Raw genomic sequence first — 19,336 nt, 5'->3', positions numbered from 1 at the left:
GCCGTGCGCCCCGTTCCAGTTGCAGAGGGATCTCGATGAGCACCAGCGACCCGACCGCCTCGCCGACCACGTTCGACCTGGAGAGCCGGGTGGACTCCGCCGACACCACGCTGCACAGCCAGCGCTGCGCGGTGATCGCACTCGGCAGCAACCTGGGCAACCGCCTGGACACCCTCCAGGGCGCCGTCGACGCGCTCGCCGACACCCCCGGGCTCAAGATCAAGGCCGTCTCCGCGGTCTACGAGACCGAGGCCGTCGGCGGCCCGGACGAACAGCCCAACTACTACAACGCGGTCGTCGTGCTGCGCACCTCGCTGCCGCCGCGCGACCTGCTGGAGCGCGGCAACGCGATCGAGGACGCCTTCGGGCGGGTCCGGACGGTGCACTGGGGTCCGCGGACCCTGGACGTCGACATCCTGGCCTACGAGGGCGTGCTCAGCGACGACCCGCAGCTGCTGCTGCCGCACCCGCGCTCGCACGAGCGGGCCTTCGTGCTCGCCCCCTGGCTGGACGCCCAGCCGGAGGCCGAGGTGCCCGGGCACGGGCAGGTCGGCGAACTGCTGGACGCGCTCGGCGGCCCGGGCGCGCAGGGCGTCCGGCGGCGGGACGACATCCGGCTGACGCTGCCGGAGTGACCGGCCCCGGCCCGGCGGCCCGGTGAGGGCGGCCGGGGAACTCGACCGGGGGGCCCGGCCGTACGAGTAGGTGTCCGCCGTTCGCGCGGGTGCCCGCCCGGCCGGGCCCGGTACGGTGGCCTGGCGCCGTTGTGCCGGGCCACCGGGCGGCGGCCGGCTCTGGTAACCCCGGGAAGGACCTCCTCCGAGTGAAGCTGCTTCGCCTCCGCCTGCTGGTCGGCATCACCGCTGCTACCACGGCGCTGTCCTGGGCCGGTGCCAAGCTCTGGGCCTCCCTGGACACGCTGCCGGCCGTGCCGGTCGCGGCACCGGTGGTGCTGGCGGCGGTGGCGGTGGTCCTGCTGGCGACCGCCCTCTCGCTGCGGTCCCGGCTGAAGGCGGTGCGCGAGCGGCAGCCCGGCGCGAAGGGCGTCGACCCGCTGCTGGCGGCCCGGGCGGTGGTGCTGGGGCAGGCCAGCGCGCTGGTCTCGGCGGTGGTCACCGGCGTCTACGCGGGCGCGGGGATCTTCCTGCTCGGCGAGCTGGACGTGTCGGCGCGCAAGGACCAGGCCGTCACGGCCGGGCTCGCGGTGCTGGCCGGGGTGGCGGTGATCGCGGCGGCGCTCTGGTTGCAGCACGTGTGCAAGCTGCCGGAGAACCACGACGATCCGAGCGGCCCGGCGCCCTCGCCCCGCTGAACAGGTCTTTTTTCGTGATCTTGAGTGAAACGCCGGGTACGTGCGGTAAAACTTGCGCACTGTCAAGGGCGGAAGAGGACCCTGGGCTGACACGGCCCCAATTCGCACGCTAGTTTCTTGGCATGTCTCGCGGACGCCACCGTCATTCCTCCGTCCTCGGCCGGATCTTCCCCCCCACCGCCGCCGGCGTGCTGCTCGTCGCCGCGCTGGCCGCTCTGCTCTTCAGTCAGGACGCCGTCCTCGTGCGTTCGGTGGGTGTCGCGGCGGTGGTCGCGACGCTCGGCTTCGCGCTGCTGCTGCGGCAGCGGGACAAGGCGGCCCGGGCGGCCGCCGAGATGGCCGCGGCGCAGCGGCTGCGGGCCGAGGAGCGCTTCGAGGAGCAGCTGGCGGAGGCCGAGTACGCGGCGGAGGTCGCCGAGGAGCGGGCCACCCGGTTCGGGCGGCGGCTGACGGCGGAGAAGTCGCGGCTGGCGAAGGCCGAGACCGAGATCGCCCGGCTGCTGCGGGAGCGGGCCGTGACGGTGGCCGAACAGGCGCTCAAGGAGGCCGAGGCGGCCCAGCGGGCGCTCGCCGCGAGCCGCCCCAAGTACCCGGCCAGCCCGGCCGCGTTCGTCCGTGCGGCGTCCGTGCTGCGGCTGCTGGAGCGGCGGGCGGCGGAGCAGGAGGCGCGGCGGGAGCGGACGGCGGGCTCGGCGGTCGCGCTGCGGGCGCGTACGGCACCGGCCGCTGCGGCCCCGGCGCCCGTGCCCGCGGTGGTGGCGCCCTCGGTGCCGGCGCCGGTGGCCCCCGCGGTGCCCACTCCGGAGCAGGCTCCGGTGGCACAGGCACAGGCACAGGCACAGGACCAGAGCCGGGCACAGGCCCCGGCGCCGGTGCGGCCCGCGCCGGTGCGCCCGGCGCTGACCGCCACGGTCGGGCAGCTCGGCGGGACGCCGTCCGCTCCGGTCGCGGCGCCCGCGCAGGTGGAGCGGCAGCGGCCGCGGTCGGCGCAGTCCGGGGCGGTGCGCGGGCCGGGCTTCAGCTTCTTCGGCCGGGGTTCGGGCGCGGCCGTGCGGGCGGCGGCCCCGGCGCCTTCGGTGGGCAGCGTCGCAGAACTGGGCGAGCGCACGGACCTGGCCGACGTGGTGGGCGACGAGGCGGTGGCCGCGCAGGCGAAGGCCGAGGCGCAGGAGGCCCAGGAGGCCCAGGAAGCTCGTGAGGTGCAGGAGGCCGTGGCCGACTCGCAGGAGTCGCAGCCGGCGGCCGAGTCGGCGCCGGGTGCGCCCGCGGTGGTGGACCTGACCCCGGAGGACGAGACCGAGCTGATCCAGCTGCCGGAGCTGCGCGCCTCGCGCTGAGCCCGGGCCGGGCACGCGAAAGCGGCGCGGGACGTCGGTGTGACCGATGTCCCGCGCCGCTTTCGTTCCAGGCGGTGCGCCGGGCCGGGAGGGGCCCGGCGGGGCGTCAGAGCTGGACGCCGAAGTCCTGAGCGATGCCCGCCAGGCCGGAGGCGTAGCCCTGGCCGACGGCGCGGAACTTCCACTCGCCGCCGTTGCGGTAGAGCTCGCCGAAGATCATGGCGGTCTCGGTGGCGGCGTCCTCGGAGAGGTCGTAGCGGGCGATCTCGGCGCCGCCGGCGGCGTTCACCACGCGGATGTACGCGTTGCGGACCTGGCCGAAGCTCTGGCCGCGGGCGACCCCGTCGTAGATGGTGACGGGGAAGGTGATCTTGACGGCCTCGGCCGGCAGGCCGGCCAGGTTGACGTTGATCGACTCGTCGTCGCCGGCGCCCTCACCGGTGCGGTTGTCACCGGTGTGCACGACGGTGTTGTCCGGGCTGCTGGTGTTGTTGAAGAAGACGAAGTGCCCGTTGGAGAGCACCTTGCCGTCCGCGTTCAGGACGATCGCGCTGGCGTCGAGGTCGAACTCGGTGCCGGTCGTGGTCCGGACGTCCCAGCCCAGGCCGACACTGACCGCGGACAGGCCCGGGGCCTCCTTGGTCAGCGAGACGTTGCCACCCTTGGAAAGGCTCACTGGCATGGCGATTGCAGTCCCTTCGTTCGCTTTTTCCGGGACAACGCAATACTCCGGTGGGTTGGTTCCGCGAAGCCCGTGAATTCTTCGTGGACGTCAATCCGCCGGCAAAGGCCTGACAATGTCCTGGTCAGATCCGGGGGAACCGGCCCTGCAGCGACCAGATGTTCGGATTGTCGGCCAGCTCGGGGTGCATATCGAAGAGATCGGCGAGGGTGTCCTGGAGGAAGTCCCGGGCCTCGCGCCGCAGCTCGCCGTGGCGGACCACGGCGGGCGGCTCGTCCGGCAGCCAGGTCGCGGTGATCTCGACCCAGTTGAAGCGGCGGGCGAACCGCAGCAGCTCGGTGTTCTGGGTGAAGTCGAGGTCCGCGGTCTGCACCCGGGCGGCCCGGCCGCCGTCCGGGTCGCGGTCCAGCTCCTCGACGATGTCGCACAGCGCCCAGGCGAAGTCGAGCACCGGCACCCACCCCCAGCCGGTGGACAGCTCGGCGCCCTCGGCGTCCAGGTAGACGTCGCCGCAGAACAGGTCGTACCGCAGGGACCGCACCGGGACGGAGCGGTAGTCCGTCTGCGGGGGGTCGGGGAAGCGGTTGGAGAGGGAGTAGCCGAGCTCGATCACGTACGCCATTGTCCGGGCTGCGGGCGGTGGCGCGGAACCGGGCCGTCGGCCGCCGCGGATAACCGGGTGACCGGGCGGTACGGGCGCGGGATGATGGACGCATGCCCGAGCCCATCCGCGTACGGGGGTCGGTGGTCGTCCCCGACACCGAGCTCGTCTGGCGCTTCTCGCGTTCCTCCGGCCCCGGTGGCCAGCACGTCAACACCTCCGACAGCAAGGTCGAGCTGCGCTACGACCTGGCGGCGTCCAGAGCGCTGCCCGAGGTGTGGCGCGAGCGCGCGCTGGAGCGGCTGGCCGGGCGGCTGGTGGACGGCCGGGTGCTGGTGATCCAGGCCTCGGAGTTCCGCTCGCAGTGGCGCAACCGGGAGGCGGCCGCGGCCCGGCTGTCGGCGGTGCTGACCGAGGCGTGCGCGCCGCCGCCGAAGTCCCGCCGGGCGACCAGGCCGAGCCGGGGGATGGTCGAGCGCCGGCTGTCCAACAAGCGGCGCCGCTCCGAGCTGAAGCAGGGGCGGCAGTCGCCGCGGGGCGGCGAGTAGCCGGGGCGGTTCAGCCGAGGGCGCGGTAGCCGCCGCGGAAGTAGAGCAGCGGCCGGCCGGCCGGGCTGGGTACCGCGGCCTCCAGGACACGGCCGAGCAGCAGGGTGTGGTCGCCCGCCGGTATCCGCTGCTCGGTGCGGCACTCGACGGTGGCGAGCGCGCCGTCGATCAGCGGGGCGCCGGAGCGGGGGCCGCGGTGGTGCGGGGTGTCCGCGAACAGCAGCCGGTCGCTGAGCCGGCCCTTCATGGCGAAGCGGGAGCCGAGCGCCTTCTGCCCCTCGGTGAGCAGCGAGACCGCCCAGGTGTCGGTGCGGGAGAGCACCTCGTCCATCCGGGAGTCCTCGCGGACCGAGATCAGGACCAGCGGCGGCTCCAGCGACACGGACAGGAAGGACGTGGCGGTCATGCCGACGTCCTCGCCGTCCTCCGGGTCGTGGACGGTCACCAGGCTCACGCCGGAGGCGAGCTGGGAGAGTGCCGCCCGGAACTCGTCGGGCGTGGCGTGGGAGGCAGCTTCGGGCTGCGGGGACGAGTACACGTACCGCACGGTAGTCGGCGGCCGCCGGAATCGGCATCGGGCCGAGGTCGTAGGACCAGCGGCGCACGGGGTGCGGTTGCGGCCGGGTTCGGGACTCACCCTCAGGAGTGAAGCAAGGGGCCTGCCGGGCGGCAGCGGGCTTCAGGGCGGGGCCAATGCGGTCGACCAAGGGAAATATCCCGATAGCGCTTTATGTCCCGCTATGGGGCGGATGAGCTGATTAAGGGTGCATTAGTGTCGTGTGATTTAAGTCACAAGTGATGGCCTATTGCTGACCGAGCGTGCCGAACGCTGTGCTCCCTGTGATTCAGTTCTTCTGGCAATCGGACGATAACCAATCAAGAACTATCCGAAGCAGCCGGGGAGCCCCCGCATGGAAGCCGAGTCGGAGCCGTACGTCCGTCTCGCGACCCTCCGCACCTTGCACCGGGTCGTGGCGGACCTCAACGCTGCCCGCAGCCTGGCGGGCACGCTGCAGGCCGTCGTCGAGGGTGCGGTGCACGGGCTCGGCTTCGACGCCGCCGCGGTCAGCCTGGTCCGCCCGGACGGGGACCTCGTGGTGGCGGCCGTCTGGGAGCTGGAGGAGAGCACCATGGGCGGCCCCTCCGTCCTGCTCGGCCAGGTCGGCTCCCGGGAGTCCTGGGACCGGCTGCTCGGCGTCAGCGACCACTGGGGCACCCTGCGCTTCCTGCCGTACGACCGCGGCTGGGCCGTCGCCAGCGACATCCCGCGCTGGATCGGGGACGGCCCGCTGCCCGTCTACGCCAACGACTGGCACCCCGCCGACGGACTGCTCGCCCCGATGTACAGCGCCGGCGGCGACCTGCTCGGCGTCCTCTCGGTGGACCGCCCGCGCAGCGGCAAGCGGCCCGGGGCGTGGACCCGCGAGGCGCTGGAGATGTTCTCGCTGCAGGCCTCCATCGCGATCGGCAACGCCCGGCTGCGGGCCGAGATGCAGCGCGCGCTGGCCCGCCTGGAGAAGGAGCAGCAGGCCCTGCGGGCCAGCGAGGAGAGCTTCCGTCAGGCCTTCGAGTACGCGCCCAGCGGGATGGCCATCACCGAACTGCACGGCGCCGGGCGCGGCCAGCTGACCAGGGTCAACGACGCGCTCTGTCGCCTGCTCGGCCGCCCCCGCGCGGTGCTGCGCCAGCAGAGCTTCGCCGACCTCGTGCACCCGGAGGACCGGGCGCTGTTGGAACGCACCAGTGCCGAGAGCGGCCGGGCGGAACTGCGGCTGTCCCGGCGGGACGGCGGCTACCAGTGGGTGTGCCTGCGCAACTCGATCGTGGCGGACGCGGCCGAGGGCCCGAGCTTCCTGCTCACCCACGTCGAGGACATCGAGGACCGCAAGCGGCACGAGTTCCAGCTCGCCCACCGGGCCAGCCACGACGCGCTCACCGGCTTGCCGAACGGTGCCGAACTGAAGGCCCGGCTGGGCCGCCGGCTCTGCGCCGAGCCGCAGACCGTCGGGGCCCCCGCCGGGCCGGGCGAGCCGGCCTACCCGGCGCCGTACGGCTACCCGGCCGACTCCTACAGCGCGCACGCCGCGTACGACCGGCTGGAGGGCGCGGACCCGTACGGCGGGCCGGTGCACGGCTACGGGATGCCCGAGGGCGGCCCGCCGTACGGCCTCGCCCCGGGCTACGGGGAGCACGTGCACGCGGTGGTCCCGGCCGACCAGGGTCCGGGCGGCGAGGCGTGGTCCGTACCGTTCCGCTCCGGCGTCGCGGCGTCGCTGGACAAGGGGCTCGCGGTGCTCTTCTGCGACCTGGACGGCTTCAAGTCGATCAACGACCGGTTCGGCCACAACGCGGGCGACGCGGTGCTGGTCGAGGTCGCCCGGCGGCTGAGCCAGGCCGTCCGGGACGGCGACACGGTGGCCCGGCTCGGCGGCGACGAGTTCGTCGTGCTGGCCGACGGGATCGGCCGCGAGGAGGCCAAGGACCTGGCCCACCGGCTGCGGGGCGCCATCATCCCGCCGATGCGGATCGACGGCCGGGCGATGCGGGTGGGGGTGAGCCTCGGGGTCGGCTGGGCGGGCTGCGGGATGAGCATCGAGGAGGTGCTGCACACCGCGGACGAGCGGATGTACGACGAGAAGCGGGCCCGGGGCGGCGCGGTGCGCGGCGCGCGGGGCGAGCGTTCGCACCGACGGGCGGGCTGAACCCGCCCGGTCCTGGTTACCCACGGGTTGTCAAGGGTTCTTTTCCGGCTGTCACAAAGGACAGGTAGGGTTCCCGGGTACGACAGCGTCCATGATCTGCGCCGGCGGCCCCGCATCCCGGCGGCGCGAACCGGATGGGGGAGTTGACCACCGTGACGACCGCCGGCAACAACGGAGCGCCCGAGGGCGGTGCCCCGCAGGACGACGACCCGTTCGGCTACCTCTACCGCCCGGCGGAGGGTGCCTCCGGGCAGCCGGCCGAGCCACAGCAGGGCGTGCCCCGGACGCCGTACAGCCGTCCGATGGAGGTCGGCCGGGCCCAGTACGGGCAGCAGCCCTACCAGCCGAGGCCGCAGCAGCCCCAGTACGGTCAGCAGGCGGGGCCGCAGCAGGGCTACCCCGGCGGCCAGCAGCCGTACCCGCCGCAGCAGCAGCAGCCCGAGTACGGCACCGCGCCCACCCAGCAGACCCGTTACGCCGAGCACTCCCGGCCGCAGCCGGGGGAGGACCGGTCGAGCAGCGGCCGGAGCAAGGGCGCGGTGATCGGTGCGGTCGCGGTGGTCGCGGCCATAGCGATCGGCGCCGGGATCGCGCTCTCCAAGGGCGACCCGGACGGCGACAAGACCGCCAAGGGCGGCGTCCAGACCACCGCTGCGGTTTCCCCCAGCGCGCCGGCGACCGGCAGTTCGTCCCCGACCCCCTCGGCCTCGGCGAGCACCACCGCCCCGGCCGGGCCGTTGACCGTGGACGCGGGCCAGCTCCAGGCCCAGAACGCGCCGTCCGGCAACGGCATCAAGGGCACCAAGTCCGCCGACGGCAGCTACCTGACGCTCCAGCCCGGCGGCTCGGTGACCTGGAGCGGCGAGGTCGCCGCGGCCGGCACCTACAAGCTGAACGTGCACTACAACAACACCGGCGGGGACCTGAAGGGCGCCGCCTCGGTGAACGGCAAGGACTGGCCGAGCGGGCTGCTCTTCAAGAACTACGCGTCCGGCAAGGACCCGGCGTCCTCCTGGTTCAACACCTGGATACTCCCGCAGCTCCAGGCCGGGGCGAACACCATCACCTTCACCGTGCCCTCCGGTTCGATCCTGATCGACCAGATCACCCTCGAACCGAATGCGACCGGCTGACCGGCAGAGCGGCTGACCGGTTGAGCATCTGACCGGTTGATCGGCTGAGTCGAACGCGAGACGGCCGCCCGTCCCCGTGGGGGAAGGGCGGCCGTCGGCGTTCCGGCGGGCCGTCAGGAGGGCTTGACCACGTCGAAGCGCTCGCCGCCGAGGACCCAGCGGCCGCGACGCATGACGGCGACCAGGTCGTAGCCCTCGGAGTCGAGCACGACCAGGTCGGCCTGCTTGCCGGCCTCCAGCGAGCCGATCGAGTCGGCGAGGCCCAGCAGGCGGGCCGGGGTGGCGGACAGCGACTCGACGGCCTGGTTCAGCGTCAGGCCGTTGACGGTGAGCGAGCGCTTGAACGCGACGTCCAGCGTCAGGGTGGAGCCGGCGATGGCGCCGCCCTCGACCAGCCGGGCGACGCCGTCCTTGACCTCGACCTGGAGCGGGCCGAGCGGGTAGAGGCCGTCGCCCATGCCGGCCGCGCCCATCGCGTCGGTGATCAGGGCGACCCGGGACGCCCCGGCGGTGCCGTAGGCGAGGTCGAGCACGGACGGGTGCAGGTGCACGCCGTCGTTGATCAGCTCGACCGTGACCCGCTCGTCCTCCAGCAGCGCCACGATCGGGCCCGGGGCGCGGTGGGCGATGCCGGGCATCGCGTTGAAGAGGTGGGTGGCGACGCTCGCGCCGGCGTCGATCGCCTCCAGCGTGGTGGCGTAGTCGGAGTCGGTGTGGCCGACGGCGGCGATCACGCCGAGGTCGGCGAGCATCCGCACCGAGTCCAGGCCGCCGGGCAGTTCGGGGGCCAGGGTGACCATCTTCGCGTGGCCGCGGGCCGCGTCGACCAGCTTGCGCACCAGCGCCGGGTCCGGATCGCGCAGCAGGTCGGGGCGGTGGGCGCCGCAGCGGTTGTGGGAGATGAACGGGCCCTCGAAGTGGATGCCGGCCAGCACGCCGTCCTCGACCAGCTCGGACAGCACGGACGCCTGGCGGGCGACCTCGTCGATCTCCCCGGTGACGGTGGACGCGACCGTGGTGGTGGTGCCGTGCTCCAGGTGCGTCCGGGCGGCGAGCAGGGCCTCCTCCGCGATGCCGGAGGCGTAGGAGGCGCCGCCGCCGCCGTGCACGTGCAGGTCGACGAAGCCGGGGACGACGGTGTACCCGGTCAGGTCGAGGTCGCCCGGCTCGCTCCCGCCTCCGAGGCCGGCGATCCGGTCGCCCTCGACGGCCAGGCGGCCGCCCTCGACGACGCCGCCGGGCAGGACCAGCCGGGCGCCGGCCAGTGCGGTACGGTCACGGTCCGCGGTGGTCACGCGGTCACCTCCATGGAGAGCAGATCCCAGGCGAGCAGGCCCGCGCCCAGGGACGCGGCGGTGTCTTTGAGCATGGCGGGTACGACCTTCGGGGGCATCTGGAAGGTCAGGCGCTCGGTGACCGCCGCGCGCAGCGGGCCGAAGAGCGTGTCACCGGCCTCGGCCAGCCCGCCGCCGACGATCACCGTGGACGGGTCGAGCAGGCTCTGGGCGAGCACGATCCCGTCGGCGAGGGCGTCGACGGCGCCCTGCCAGACCGCGAGCGCGCGGTCGTCCCCGGCGTCCACCGCGGCGGCGCAGGATGCCGCGTCGGCGTCGGGGTCGCCGCTGGCCGCGGCCCAGGCACGGGACACGGCGGAGGCGGAGGCGAGCGTCTCCAGGCAGCCGCGGGCGCCGCAGCCGCACTGCGGTCCGCCCGGGCGGACCACGACGTGGCCGATCTCGCCGCCGTAGCCGTGCGCGCCGGCCTCGATCCGGCCGCCGATGCCGATGGCACCGGCGATGCCGGTGCCCAGCGCGATGAACAGGAAGCGGTCGACGCCCCGGCCGGCGCCGAGCCGGCCCTCGGCCAGGCCGCCCGAGCGCACGTCGTGGCCGAGTGCGACGGGGATGCCGGCGCGGTCGGGCCCGGCCAGGCGCTCGCCCAGGAGCTTGCGCAGCGGGAGGTCCCGCCAGCCGAGGTTGGCCGAGTAGACCGCGATGCCGTTCCTCTCGTCGATCGTGCCGGGGACGGCGACGCCGGCCGCGAGCGGGGCGACGCCGAAGCGGCCCCGGCCCTCGTCCGCCAGGTCGGCGGCGAAGTCGAGGATGGCGGTGACCACGGCGTCCGTGCCATGCTCCCGCCCGGTCGGTCGGCGTGCTTCGAACAGCACGGAGCCGTCCTGGGCGAGCAGCGCGGCCTTCATGCCGGTGCCGCCTACATCGAGTGCGATGACGTGCTTCACGGAGGACAGTTTCCCTTGGTCGGGTAGAAGAGGTCTAGTCCAGTTGTCGGATTGGTCTGGTCCAAAGTAGGTGAGCTTTGTCGCAGATGGGGGCGGTGTGAGCGGCTTTGCGCCGGGCGCCTTCCGTTCACCTTCTGTTGCGCATCGTGCAATGACGTCCGCACTTCGATAACTACTCGGCGGGCTCGGCACAGTGGTGTGGACCACCGCCCGGTGGGTTTGGCAGTGTTGCGCCTCCCCCCTCCCGGATTCCCCCGTCCGGTCGCAGTTCTCCCCTGAAGGCGGTACCCGCGTTGAACAGGCGCGCCCACGTTCCCACCCGCGTCCTCGGCACCGCGCTGGCCGGAGCACTGGTACTCACCGCCGTCAGCGCCTGCGGCGGGAAGGACGACGGGCCGGTCACCCTCAAGCTGGTCGCCGCCGACTACGGGGAGAGCGCCGACACCAGCTCCAAGCTGTACTGGGACGAGATCGCGCGCGGCTTCGAGGCCGCCAACCCCGGCATCAAGGTCGACGTCGAGGTGGACAGCTGGACCGACATCGGCAAGAAGGTCGACGACATGATCGCGGCCGGCAAGTCCCCCGACCTGCTGCAGACCGGCGGTTTCGCCGACCAGGTCGCGGCGGACCGGCTGTACCCGGCCGCCGACGTGCTCTCGATGGACACCCAGGCCAATTTCCTGGACACCTTCGCGCACGCCGGGCAGGTGCTCGGCACCCAGTACGGCATCCCGTTCGTCTCGTCCTCCCGGGTGCTCTTCTACAACAAGGCGGTCTTCCGCCAGGCCGGCATCACCCAGCCGCCGGCCACCTGGAACGAGCTGCGCCAGGACGCCGAAAAGATCAAGGCCAAGGTGCCGGGCGTGACCCCGTACGGGCTGCCGCTCGGGCCGGAGGAGGCGCCCGCCGAGTCCATGCTGTGGTCGCTGAGCGGCGGCGGCAGCCTCTCCGACGACGTCGGCAACTACACCATCGACAGCACCCAGAACCAGGCCACCTTCAGCTGGCTGAAGAACAACCTGGTGGCCACCGGGCTGACCTATCCGGACCCGGGCAAGATGAACCGCACCCCCGTCTTCCAGGACTTCGCGGCCGGGAAGGTCGCGATGCTGAACGGGCACCCGACGCTGCTGCGGATGGCCACCGCCGGGAAGATCGACTTCGGGACGGCGCCGATCCCCAAGAAGGACGGCGTGGGCAAGACCGGCAGCCTCGGCGTCGCGGACTGGATGATGGCGTTCAAGGCCAACGGGCACAAGAACGAGATCAAGAAGTTCCTGTCCTTCGCCTACTCCCGCGAGTTCCAGCTGAAGTTCGACGAGCAGTACAACCTGCTGCCGGTCACCCAGGACGCGTTCAACCAGATGACGTCCGACCCGAAGCACGAGGACCTCAAGCAGTTCGCGGTCGGGCTGACCAACGCCAGCTTCTACCCGTTCGGGGACCCGGCCTGGGGCGACGTCAGCAACCGGATCAAGGCCGGGATCGGGCAGGCCGTCACCGGGGACCCGAAGCAGGCGCTCGCCGGGCTGCAGGACGCGGCGGTCAAGGAGGCGGCCCGGGTCCGCAAGTGAACCCGGGCCGGGGCGCCCTCCGGGGGCGGGGTCGTCAGGGTCGGGGTCGTCGGTGCGGGCTCGTCAGGGGAGCGTGATGGCGTAGGCCTTGCGGAGCGTCTCGTGGACCGTCCAGGTGGTCCGGTCGCCCTCGCGCAGCACGGCGCAGTCGCCCGGGCCGACCTCCAGGATCGGGCCGCCCTCGACCTCGATGGTGGCCCGGCCGCTGAGCACCACGAACAGCTCGTCGGCCTCCACGTCGGTGACCACGCCCGGGGTGATCTGCCAGATGCCGCGCAGCTGGCGGCCGTCGGGGGACTCGGAGAGGACCAGGCCGGAGACCTCCGGGGTGCCGGAGACGATCTGGGCCGGGTCGAGCGGATCGGGTTCGAGGTCGGCGGTGGGGATGTGCACGGCGAAGCTGGGCGTGGTCATACCGCCGACGCTAGCCGGGGCGGCCGGACGCCGGAGGGCGCACAGTGTGTCCGGCTCACGCGGGAGAATGACACTCCGTAGTGATGGCGGAGGTGTCCTGGTGGGCGAGCTGAGTGAGCGGGACGTGGCGGTGCTGGCCCTGGAGGGGCGGCAGTGGCGGACGGCCGGGGCCAAGGAACGGGCGATCCGGGAGGAGCTGGGGCTCTCCTCCACCCGGTACTACCAGCTGCTGAACGCGCTGCTGGACCGGCCGGAGGCCCTGGCGCACGCCCCGGTCCTGGTGAACCGGCTGCGCCGGATCCGGGAGGCCCGGCGGGCGGCACGGTAGCGGGACGGGGCCGCGGGGTAGGGCTCGGGCATGGGCTTTGACGAGAAGTGGGCGCCGGTCACGGCTGCCGGGCGGGACGGGCTGCGGGCGATCCTGGCAGCGCCGGGTGACGCGGTGATCGCGCTGGACTTCGACGGGACGCTGGCGCCGATCGTGGCGGACCCCGATCGGGCGCGGGCGCATCCGGGGGCGGCGGCCGCGCTGCGGGCGCTGGTGCCGGCGGTGCGGGCCGTGGTGGTGGTGACGGGGCGGCCGGCCGCGCTGGCGGCGGAGTACGGCGGCCTGGACGGGCTGCCCGGGGTCGTGGTGCTGGGGCACTACGGCGCCGAGCGTTGGGAGGGCGGCGAGGTGACCGCGCCGCCGGTGCACCCCGGGGTGGCCGGGGCACGGGCGGCGCTGCCTGGCCTGCTGGCGGCGGCGGGGGCGCCCGAGGGGACGTGGCTGGAGGACAAGGGGCGCTCGCTGGCGGTGCACACCCGGCGCACGGCGGCGCCCGAGGAGGCGCTGGAGCTGCTGCGGGCGCCGGTCGGCGAGCTGGCGGCCGGGCACGGGCTGGTGGTGGAGCCCGGGCGGCTGGTGCTGGAGCTGCGGCCGCCGGGGGTGGACAAGGGCGCGGCGCTGACCGGCTTCCTGCGTGAGCGCGGGGCGGCTTCGGTGCTGTACGCGGGGGACGACCTGGGGGACGTGGCGGCCTTCGCGGCGGTGGAGAAGCTGCGTGGCGAGGGGGTGGCGGGGCTGCTGGTGTGCAGCGGCGCGGTGGGGGACGCGCCGGTGCGCGAACTCGCCGACCGGGCGGACCTGGTGGTCCCGGGCCCGGCCGGCGTGGTGGAGCTGCTCGCGGCGCTGGGTGCGGCCGTCGGCGCGGGCTGAGCCGGGCGGCGGCGCGTCGAGCGGGCTCAGCGTGCTTTGAACCGGTTCACAGCACGTCGAGCCGGTTCACAGCACGTCGAGCCGGTTCACAGCGCGTTGAGCTGGTCGAGGAACCACTGCTGCGGGGGCAGCGCGGTGGCCGCCGCCGCGAGGCGCTTGGTGCGGTCGGCGCGCTCCTCCTCGGGCATGGTGAGGCCGGCGTGCAGGGCGTCGGCGGTGGCGATGACGTCGTACGGGTTGACGGTGAGCGCGTCCTCGGCGAGTTCGGCGTGCGCGCCCGCCTCGCGGGAGAGCACCAGGGCGCAGCCGTGGTCGGACACCACCGGAACCTCCTTGGCGACCAGGTTCATGCCGTCCCGGATCGGGTTGACCAGGGCCACGTCGGCGAGCCGGTAGGCGGCCAGGGAGCGCGGGAAGTCGTCGTCGACGTGCAGGATCAGCGGCTGCCAGGCGGGGGTCGCGAACTCGGCGTTGATGTCCTCGGCGAGCCGTTGGACCTGCGCGGTGTAGGCGCGGTACTCGGCGAGGTCGGTGCGCGAGGGGTAGGCGAAGGCGATGTGCACCACCCGGTCGTGCCATTCGGGGCGGGTGCGCAGCAGGTGCCGGTAGGCCTGGAGGCCGCGGACGATGTTCTTGCTCAGCTCGGTGCGGTCGACCCGGACGATGGTGCGGCGCCCGCCGACGGCCTCGCGGAGGGCGGCGAGGCGTTCGTCGACGTCCGGGCGGTGGGAGCGCTCGCGCAGGAAGTCGGCGTCGGCGCCGAGCGCGTGCACGCCGAGCCGGGTGGTGCGGCCGGCGTGGGTGACGGTCATGGCGTCCCGGTCGACCTCGGCACCGAGCAGGTCGGCGCAGCAGTCGGCGAAGGCCAGCGCCCAGCGGCGGGTCAGGAAGCCGGCCCGGTCGGCGCCCAGGATGCCGGTGAGGACGGCCTCGGCGACGTCGTCGGGCAGCAGCCGGAAGTACTCGGGCGGGGCCCACGGGGTGTGCGAGAAGTGGCCGATCCGCAGGTCGGGGCGGGCGGCGCGGAGCAGGGCCGGGGTCAGCGAGAGGTGGTAGTCCTGGACCAGCACGGCGGCCCCGGGGGCTGCCTCGGCGGCCAGCGCCTCGGCGAAGGCGGCGTTGTAGGCGCGGTAGGCGGCCCACTCGGTGCGGAACCCGGCGTCGAAGGCGGGGGCGGTGGGGGTGGCGTAGAGCAGGTGGTGGACGAACCAGAGGGTGGAGTTGGCGACGCCGTTGTAGGCGCGGGCGAAGGTGTCGGGATCGATGTCCAGCATGCGGACGGCCTGGCCGCCCACGTCGTGCCCGGCGAGGTCGAGGCGGCCGTCCGGGGCCTCCCTGGCGGCCTGCCGGTCGGCCGCGCCGAGGGCGGCGCAGACCCAGACGGCGTCGGGGTCGTCGATGGCGGAGAGGCCGGAGACCAGGCCTCCGCCGCCGCGGCGGAGGGTCAGCGCGCCGTCGTCCGCGGTGCTGAACGACACCGGTCCCCGATTGGAGGCCACCAGGACGGGGGCGGTGCCGGTCACACTCGAACGTTCGGTCGTGAGATCGCCCATGGTTGGTACGTTGCCGGGGCTCCGGAGCGGCAAACCCTTTCGGTGGGTGTTCAGTGTCGGGTCGCGTACTCGGGCACGGTGTGCATGGGCGGGCGTTCCAGGGCGGTCACCGGGTGGGTGTGGGCGGTGAACTCCCGGCTCTGCGGGTCGCGGGTGAACTGGGTCAGCAGCGGGTGGACGAGGTCGGCCGAGGCCTTCAGCCGGTGGGTACGGTCGAGGCGTTCCAGGGCGGTGCGGTAGATGGTGGCGGCCATCCGGCCGAGGGCCTGGCCGTCCTGGTGCCGGTGGTGCCGGACGCCGACGTCCACCTGGGCCAGGGCGTCCAGCCCGACCGTCTCCAGCGCGTCGACCAGCAGGCCGAGTTCGACGCCGTAGCCGGTGGGGAAGGGGAGCCGTTCGAGCAGCGCGCGGCGGGCCGCGTACTCGCCGCCGAGCGGCTGGACGAAACCGGCGAGTTCCGGCCAGTGCAGGTTGAGCAGCGGGCGGGCGACCAGTTCGGTGACCCGGCCGCCGCCGGCCGGGACCACCGCCCCCTCGGTCTCCAGCGGCCGGTCGTACATGGCCTTGACCAGCTGGATGTCCGGTTCGGTGAGCAGCGGGCCGAGGATGCCGGAGACGAAGGCCGGGTCGAACTCGCGCAGGTCGGCGTCGACGAAGCAGACGATGTCGCCGCGGGTGACCAGCAGCGAGCGCCAGAGCACCTCGCCCTTGCCGGGGACGGCGGGCAGCCGGGGCAGGATCGCGTCGCGGTACTCCACCCGGGCGCCGGCCCGGGCGGCGACGGCGGCGGTGGCGTCGGCCGAGCCGGAGTCGACCACGACGAGTTCGTCGACCAGCGGGAGGCGCTCCATCAGCTCGCGGCGGATGGTGCGGACGATGTCGCCGACGGTGGCCTCCTCGTCCAGCGCGGGCAGCACCACGCTGACCGTGTGGCCGGTCCGGCGCTTGGCCTCCAGCAGGGCGTGCACCGGCCGGTCGACCGCGCTCCACGAGCGGCGGCGCAGCCAGGACGCCGCCTGCGGGAGCAGCGCGGGGGTCGGTTCGGCGGGCACGGGACTCTCCTCGGCGGGGTCGGTGGGACGCGCCATCTCGCGTGGCGGACGATCCCATTCGGGGTTGACGCCTTCGGATACAGTCTTCGTACAGCGGCCGGACCTTTGCACGCCGGGGTCGCCGTTGAGCACCACCACAATTTCACATGCTCATCCAGAGGGACTGAGGGAACGGCCCGTTGACGTCCCGGCAACCTTCTCGCGCGGCTGTCTGTCGACAGGCCCCGGCGGGACAGGTGCCAATTCCGGCCTGTGGCGCGACCGTGCCACGGGGAAGATGAGGAGAGAGGCCTCCGCCATCATGGCTATCGACACTGTCGCACCCGCATCCGTGGACCTCGGCCCCGCCACCGCGCTGTCCTGTCGGGAGTGCGGCACCCGCTTCCCGCTCGGTCCGAGCTTCGCCTGCCTGGAGTGCTTCGGCCCGCTGGAGATCGCGTACGACTTCGGCAGCGAGGACGCCGAGGAGCTGCGCCGCCGGATCGAGGCCGGCCCGAGCTCGATCTGGCGCTACGCGCCGCTGCTGCCCGTCCCGGCCGACGTCGCCACCAAGCCCAACCTGAACCCCGGCTGGACCCCGCTGGTCAAGGCGGACAACCTGGGCCGCGAGCTGGGCTTCACCGCGCAGCTGCACATCAAGGACGACTCGGGCAACCCGACCCACTCGTTCAAGGACCGCGTGGTGGCCTGCGCCATCGAGGCCGCGCGGGCCTTCGACTTCACGACGCTCTCCTGCTCCTCCACCGGCAACCTGGCCGGCGCGGTGGGCGCGGCGGCCGCCCGGGCCGGCTTCAAGTCCTGCGTGTTCATCCCGCACGACCTGGAGCAGGGCAAGGTCGTCATGGCCGGGGTGTACGGCGGCGAGCTGGTCGGCATCGAGGGCAACTACGACGACGTGAACCGCTTCTGCTCGGAGCTGATCGGCGACCCGGCCGGCGAGGGCTGGGGCTTCGTCAACGTCAACCTGCGCCCGTACTACGGCGAGGGCTCCAAGACGCTGGCGTACGAGATCTGCGAGCAGCTCGGCTGGCGGCTGCCGGAGCAGATCGTCATCCCGATCGCCTCCGGCTCCCAGCTGACCAAGATCGACAAGGGGCTGCAGGAGCTGATCAGGCTCGGCCTGGTCGAGGACCGGCCGTACAAGGTCTTCGGCGCCCAGGCGGCGGGCTGCTCCCCGGTGTCGGCGGCGTTCAAGGCCGGCCAGGACGTGATCCGCCCGGTCAAGCCGGACACCATCGCCAAGTCGCTGGCGATCGGCAACCCGGCGGACGGCCCGTACGTGCTGGACATCGCCCGGCGCACCGGCGGCGCGGTCGAGGACGTCACCGACGCCGAGGTGGTGGACGCGATCCGGCTGCTGGCCCGCACCGAGGGCGTCTTCGCCGAGACCGCGGGCGGGGTGACCGTCGGCGTGCTGAAGAAGCTGGTGGAGACCGGCCAGCTGGACCCGGCCAAGGAGACCGTCGCGATCAACACCGGCGACGGCCTGAAGACCCTGGACGCCGTCGCCGGGTCCGGGATGACCGCCGTCATCCGCCCGACCCTGGCGTCCTTCCACGACGCCGGCCTCGCGTCCGCCTGAACACCCCCCACCCCGCTGGGCCCCGTCCGCTAGGAGAACCATGAGCGCCAACGTCCGTATCCCCACCATCCTGCGCACCTACACCGGCGGCGCCGCCGAGGTGGCCGCCGAGGGCGCCACCCTGGGCGAGGTCATCGCCGACCTGGAGAAGAACCACGCGGGGATCTCCGCCCGCATCCTGGACGACGCCGGCAAGCTGCGCCGCTTCGTCAACGTCTACGTGAACGACGACGACGTGCGCTTCGCCGAGGGCCTGGCGACCGGGATCGCGGACGGCGCCAGCGTCTCGATCATCCCGGCGGTGGCCGGCGGCTGCTGAGCCGCGCCCCGATCGATCCGGGCACCCCGCCCGAGCCGTTCGTCCGACCGGCCGTCCGCGCGTACGGAATTCCGTTCTCCGTACGCACGGGCGGCCGGCCGCATTTCGGCGGGAATATGGCGGGGTCAAGTCGGAGTAGAGTGTGGCTCGGTTGGGAACAGGGCTTCCCCTCATCCTCACCCGCGAATCACCCGCGAATCGCCGGACGGTCGTCCGGCCGCTGAGACCGGTCGGGTGCCTGGGCCGTGAAACATGTCAGGCAGATGTCAGAATTCCCGCGGGGATTTGTAGTAATCCGTCCGCTATGTCCGGCGTGAAATGCCGAATTCCTCCCGCTTTGGCCCGTCCTGCCCCTTGGCGCGTTGCCGGAATTCCCCGCAGCTGACCCTGTTGCAGAGGGCGTCGATCCGGATACATTCAGCCGCGGTCGACGTAATCACCCGCTCACAGGGCGCCGTCAGGCACCCCCGGTGGAGGATTGCGGCGTGCACGGCTGCGCCCAGGGGGGGTTCCCCGGGCCGGCCTTCAAACCAGACCCGGGCCCGCGACCTGCGGGCGCGTGAAGGGCCAGCACAGCACTAGGGGAGTTCGGAATGGCTCAGGGCACCGTCAAGTGGTTCAACGCGGAGAAGGGCTACGGCTTCATCGCGGTCGACGGTGGTGCGGACGTCTTCGTCCACTACAGCGCGATCCAGATGGACGGCTACCGCACCCTCGAGGAGGGCCAGCGGGTCGAGTTCGAGATCTCCCAGGGACAGAAGGGCCCGCAGGCGGACATGGTCCGCGCCGCGGTGTGACCCCCTTCCGACCCCAGGAGCTCGGCGCGGCCCACGGCTGGTGACCACTCGCTTCTCGGCGGGCCCGTACGACACGCGTCGTGCGGGCCCGTCGGCGTTCCCCGGCGGGGAGTTGCGCGGGTCGGCGGGAGCGCCCCGGGCGGCTCGCGGGATCGCGATTGGGCTTGCACTCGACCACCCGGAGTGCTAATCATTGGCGTTAGCACTCACAGCGTGAGAGTGACAGCGGACCGGGTCGGTGAGGCCCCCGGGAGCGGTAGGGGAAAGGACCCCCGCACACCAGGGCCGTCCGT

The 19,336-nt window shown here is 73.2% G+C and carries 20 protein-coding genes and 1 riboswitch; of the genes, 12 read left to right on the top strand and 8 right to left on the bottom strand.

The genetic code is table 11. The features are described from left to right. The first annotated feature begins 35 nt into the window (after positions 1–35). From folK to OG556_RS15505, 3 genes are all read left to right on the top strand, one after another. Positions 36–635, top strand: coding sequence for a 2-amino-4-hydroxy-6-hydroxymethyldihydropteridine diphosphokinase (gene folK, locus OG556_RS15515; RefSeq protein WP_363586580.1), 600 nt, complete (start codon positions 36–38; stop codon positions 633–635). 188 nt (positions 636–823) lie between these two features. Further along, positions 824–1,312, top strand: a complete 489-nt coding sequence (locus OG556_RS15510; RefSeq protein WP_371517545.1) for a DUF3180 domain-containing protein — start codon at positions 824–826, stop codon at positions 1,310–1,312. Between the two features lie 122 nt (positions 1,313–1,434). Then, positions 1,435–2,649 (top strand): hypothetical protein, encoded by a 1,215-nt coding sequence (locus tag OG556_RS15505; RefSeq protein ID WP_371517544.1) that lies wholly within the window; start codon positions 1,435–1,437, stop codon positions 2,647–2,649. Positions 2,650–2,755: 106 nt separating this feature from the next. Here OG556_RS15505 and OG556_RS15500 read toward each other — a convergent pair whose 3' ends face one another. Next, positions 2,756–3,331 carry a TerD family protein gene (locus OG556_RS15500; protein WP_350885215.1) on the bottom strand — a complete coding sequence of 192 codons (576 nt, stop codon included), beginning with the start codon at positions 3,329–3,331 and terminating at the stop codon, positions 2,756–2,758. 124 nt (positions 3,332–3,455) lie between these two features. Then, positions 3,456–3,953, bottom strand: coding sequence for a hypothetical protein (locus OG556_RS15495; RefSeq protein WP_371517543.1), 498 nt, complete (start codon positions 3,951–3,953; stop codon positions 3,456–3,458). A 92-nt stretch (positions 3,954–4,045) separates the two neighbouring features. Between OG556_RS15495 and arfB the strand changes: the two genes are divergently transcribed. Further along, complete coding sequence (arfB, locus tag OG556_RS15490) at positions 4,046–4,480, top strand: alternative ribosome rescue aminoacyl-tRNA hydrolase ArfB (protein ID WP_371517542.1); 435 nt, start codon at positions 4,046–4,048, stop codon at positions 4,478–4,480. A 10-nt stretch (positions 4,481–4,490) separates the two neighbouring features. On the opposite strand, the gene OG556_RS15485 is transcribed toward arfB, so the two are convergent. Then, a complete protein-coding gene (locus tag OG556_RS15485) occupies positions 4,491–5,018 on the bottom strand; it encodes a flavin reductase family protein (RefSeq protein WP_350885220.1) in 528 nt (175 codons plus the stop codon). Positions 5,019–5,391: 373 nt separating this feature from the next. On the opposite strand from OG556_RS15485, the gene OG556_RS15480 reads away from it, so the two are divergent. Together OG556_RS15480 and OG556_RS15475 are read left to right on the top strand one after the other, a co-directional pair. Beyond that, a complete protein-coding gene (locus OG556_RS15480) occupies positions 5,392–7,182 on the top strand; it encodes a diguanylate cyclase domain-containing protein (RefSeq protein ID WP_371517541.1) in 1,791 nt (596 codons plus the stop codon). 143 nt (positions 7,183–7,325) lie between these two features. Beyond that, positions 7,326–8,315, top strand: coding sequence for a hypothetical protein (locus tag OG556_RS15475; protein WP_371517540.1), 990 nt, complete (start codon positions 7,326–7,328; stop codon positions 8,313–8,315). Between the two features lie 113 nt (positions 8,316–8,428). Here the strand turns inward: OG556_RS15475 and nagA are convergent, their stop codons facing one another. Together nagA and OG556_RS15465 are read right to left on the bottom strand one after the other, a co-directional pair. Further along, positions 8,429–9,610 carry an N-acetylglucosamine-6-phosphate deacetylase gene (gene nagA, locus OG556_RS15470; RefSeq protein ID WP_371517539.1) on the bottom strand — a complete coding sequence of 394 codons (1,182 nt, stop codon included), beginning with the start codon at positions 9,608–9,610 and terminating at the stop codon, positions 8,429–8,431. After that, a complete protein-coding gene (locus OG556_RS15465) occupies positions 9,607–10,554 on the bottom strand; it encodes an ROK family protein (RefSeq protein WP_371517538.1) in 948 nt (315 codons plus the stop codon). Before OG556_RS15465 ends, nagA begins: the two co-directional genes overlap by 4 nt. 293 nt (positions 10,555–10,847) lie before the next feature. Between OG556_RS15465 and OG556_RS15460 the strand changes: the two genes are divergently transcribed. Beyond that, a complete protein-coding gene (locus tag OG556_RS15460; RefSeq protein WP_371517537.1) occupies positions 10,848–12,128 on the top strand; it encodes an extracellular solute-binding protein in 1,281 nt (426 codons plus the stop codon). Between the two features lie 63 nt (positions 12,129–12,191). Here the strand turns inward: OG556_RS15460 and OG556_RS15455 are convergent, their stop codons facing one another. Beyond that, positions 12,192–12,542 carry a cupin domain-containing protein gene (locus OG556_RS15455; RefSeq protein ID WP_371517536.1) on the bottom strand — a complete coding sequence of 117 codons (351 nt, stop codon included), beginning with the start codon at positions 12,540–12,542 and terminating at the stop codon, positions 12,192–12,194. Positions 12,543–12,609: 67 nt separating this feature from the next. Between OG556_RS15455 and OG556_RS15450 the strand changes: the two genes are divergently transcribed. Together OG556_RS15450 and otsB are read left to right on the top strand one after the other, a co-directional pair. After that, positions 12,610–12,870 carry a DUF3263 domain-containing protein gene (locus OG556_RS15450; RefSeq protein WP_363584876.1) on the top strand — a complete coding sequence of 87 codons (261 nt, stop codon included), beginning with the start codon at positions 12,610–12,612 and terminating at the stop codon, positions 12,868–12,870. A gap of 30 nt (positions 12,871–12,900) precedes the next feature. Further along, positions 12,901–13,740, top strand: coding sequence for a trehalose-phosphatase (otsB, locus tag OG556_RS15445; RefSeq protein ID WP_371517535.1), 840 nt, complete (start codon positions 12,901–12,903; stop codon positions 13,738–13,740). An 86-nt stretch (positions 13,741–13,826) separates the two neighbouring features. Here otsB and OG556_RS15440 read toward each other — a convergent pair whose 3' ends face one another. Continuing rightward, positions 13,827–15,293: a trehalose-6-phosphate synthase gene (locus OG556_RS15440; protein WP_371517534.1), complete on the bottom strand. Its 1,467-nt coding sequence runs from the start codon at positions 15,291–15,293 to the stop codon at positions 13,827–13,829. A gap of 50 nt (positions 15,294–15,343) precedes the next feature. After that, entirely contained in the window at positions 15,344–16,321 is a 978-nt protein-coding gene (locus OG556_RS15435; RefSeq protein ID WP_363632276.1) for a glucosyl-3-phosphoglycerate synthase, read from the bottom strand. Positions 16,322–16,492: 171 nt separating this feature from the next. Beyond that, positions 16,493–16,629, top strand: a riboswitch (SAM riboswitch). Positions 16,630–16,646: 17 nt separating this feature from the next. Here OG556_RS15435 and thrC point away from each other — a divergent pair. The 3 genes from thrC to OG556_RS15420 all read left to right on the top strand — a co-directional run bounded on the left by thrC (position 16,647) and on the right by OG556_RS15420 (position 19,043). Then, positions 16,647–17,927 (top strand): threonine synthase, encoded by a 1,281-nt coding sequence (gene thrC / locus OG556_RS15430; protein ID WP_371517533.1) that lies wholly within the window; start codon positions 16,647–16,649, stop codon positions 17,925–17,927. Between the two features lie 40 nt (positions 17,928–17,967). After that, the gene (locus tag OG556_RS15425) at positions 17,968–18,246 is read left to right on the top strand and encodes a MoaD/ThiS family protein (RefSeq protein ID WP_350877443.1); all 279 of its coding nucleotides are present in this window, start codon (positions 17,968–17,970) and stop codon (positions 18,244–18,246) included. Positions 18,247–18,839: 593 nt separating this feature from the next. Beyond that, the gene (locus tag OG556_RS15420) at positions 18,840–19,043 is read left to right on the top strand and encodes a cold-shock protein (protein ID WP_030289665.1); all 204 of its coding nucleotides are present in this window, start codon (positions 18,840–18,842) and stop codon (positions 19,041–19,043) included. Positions 19,044–19,336: the final 293 nt, after the last annotated feature.

Source organism: Kitasatospora sp. NBC_01300, from assembly GCF_041435235.1.
In the GTDB taxonomy this organism is placed as follows: Bacteria; Actinomycetota; Actinomycetes; order Streptomycetales; family Streptomycetaceae; genus Kitasatospora.
Note: the sequence above shows the minus strand (reverse complement) of the source record. Positions and strands in the feature narration are given on the sequence as shown.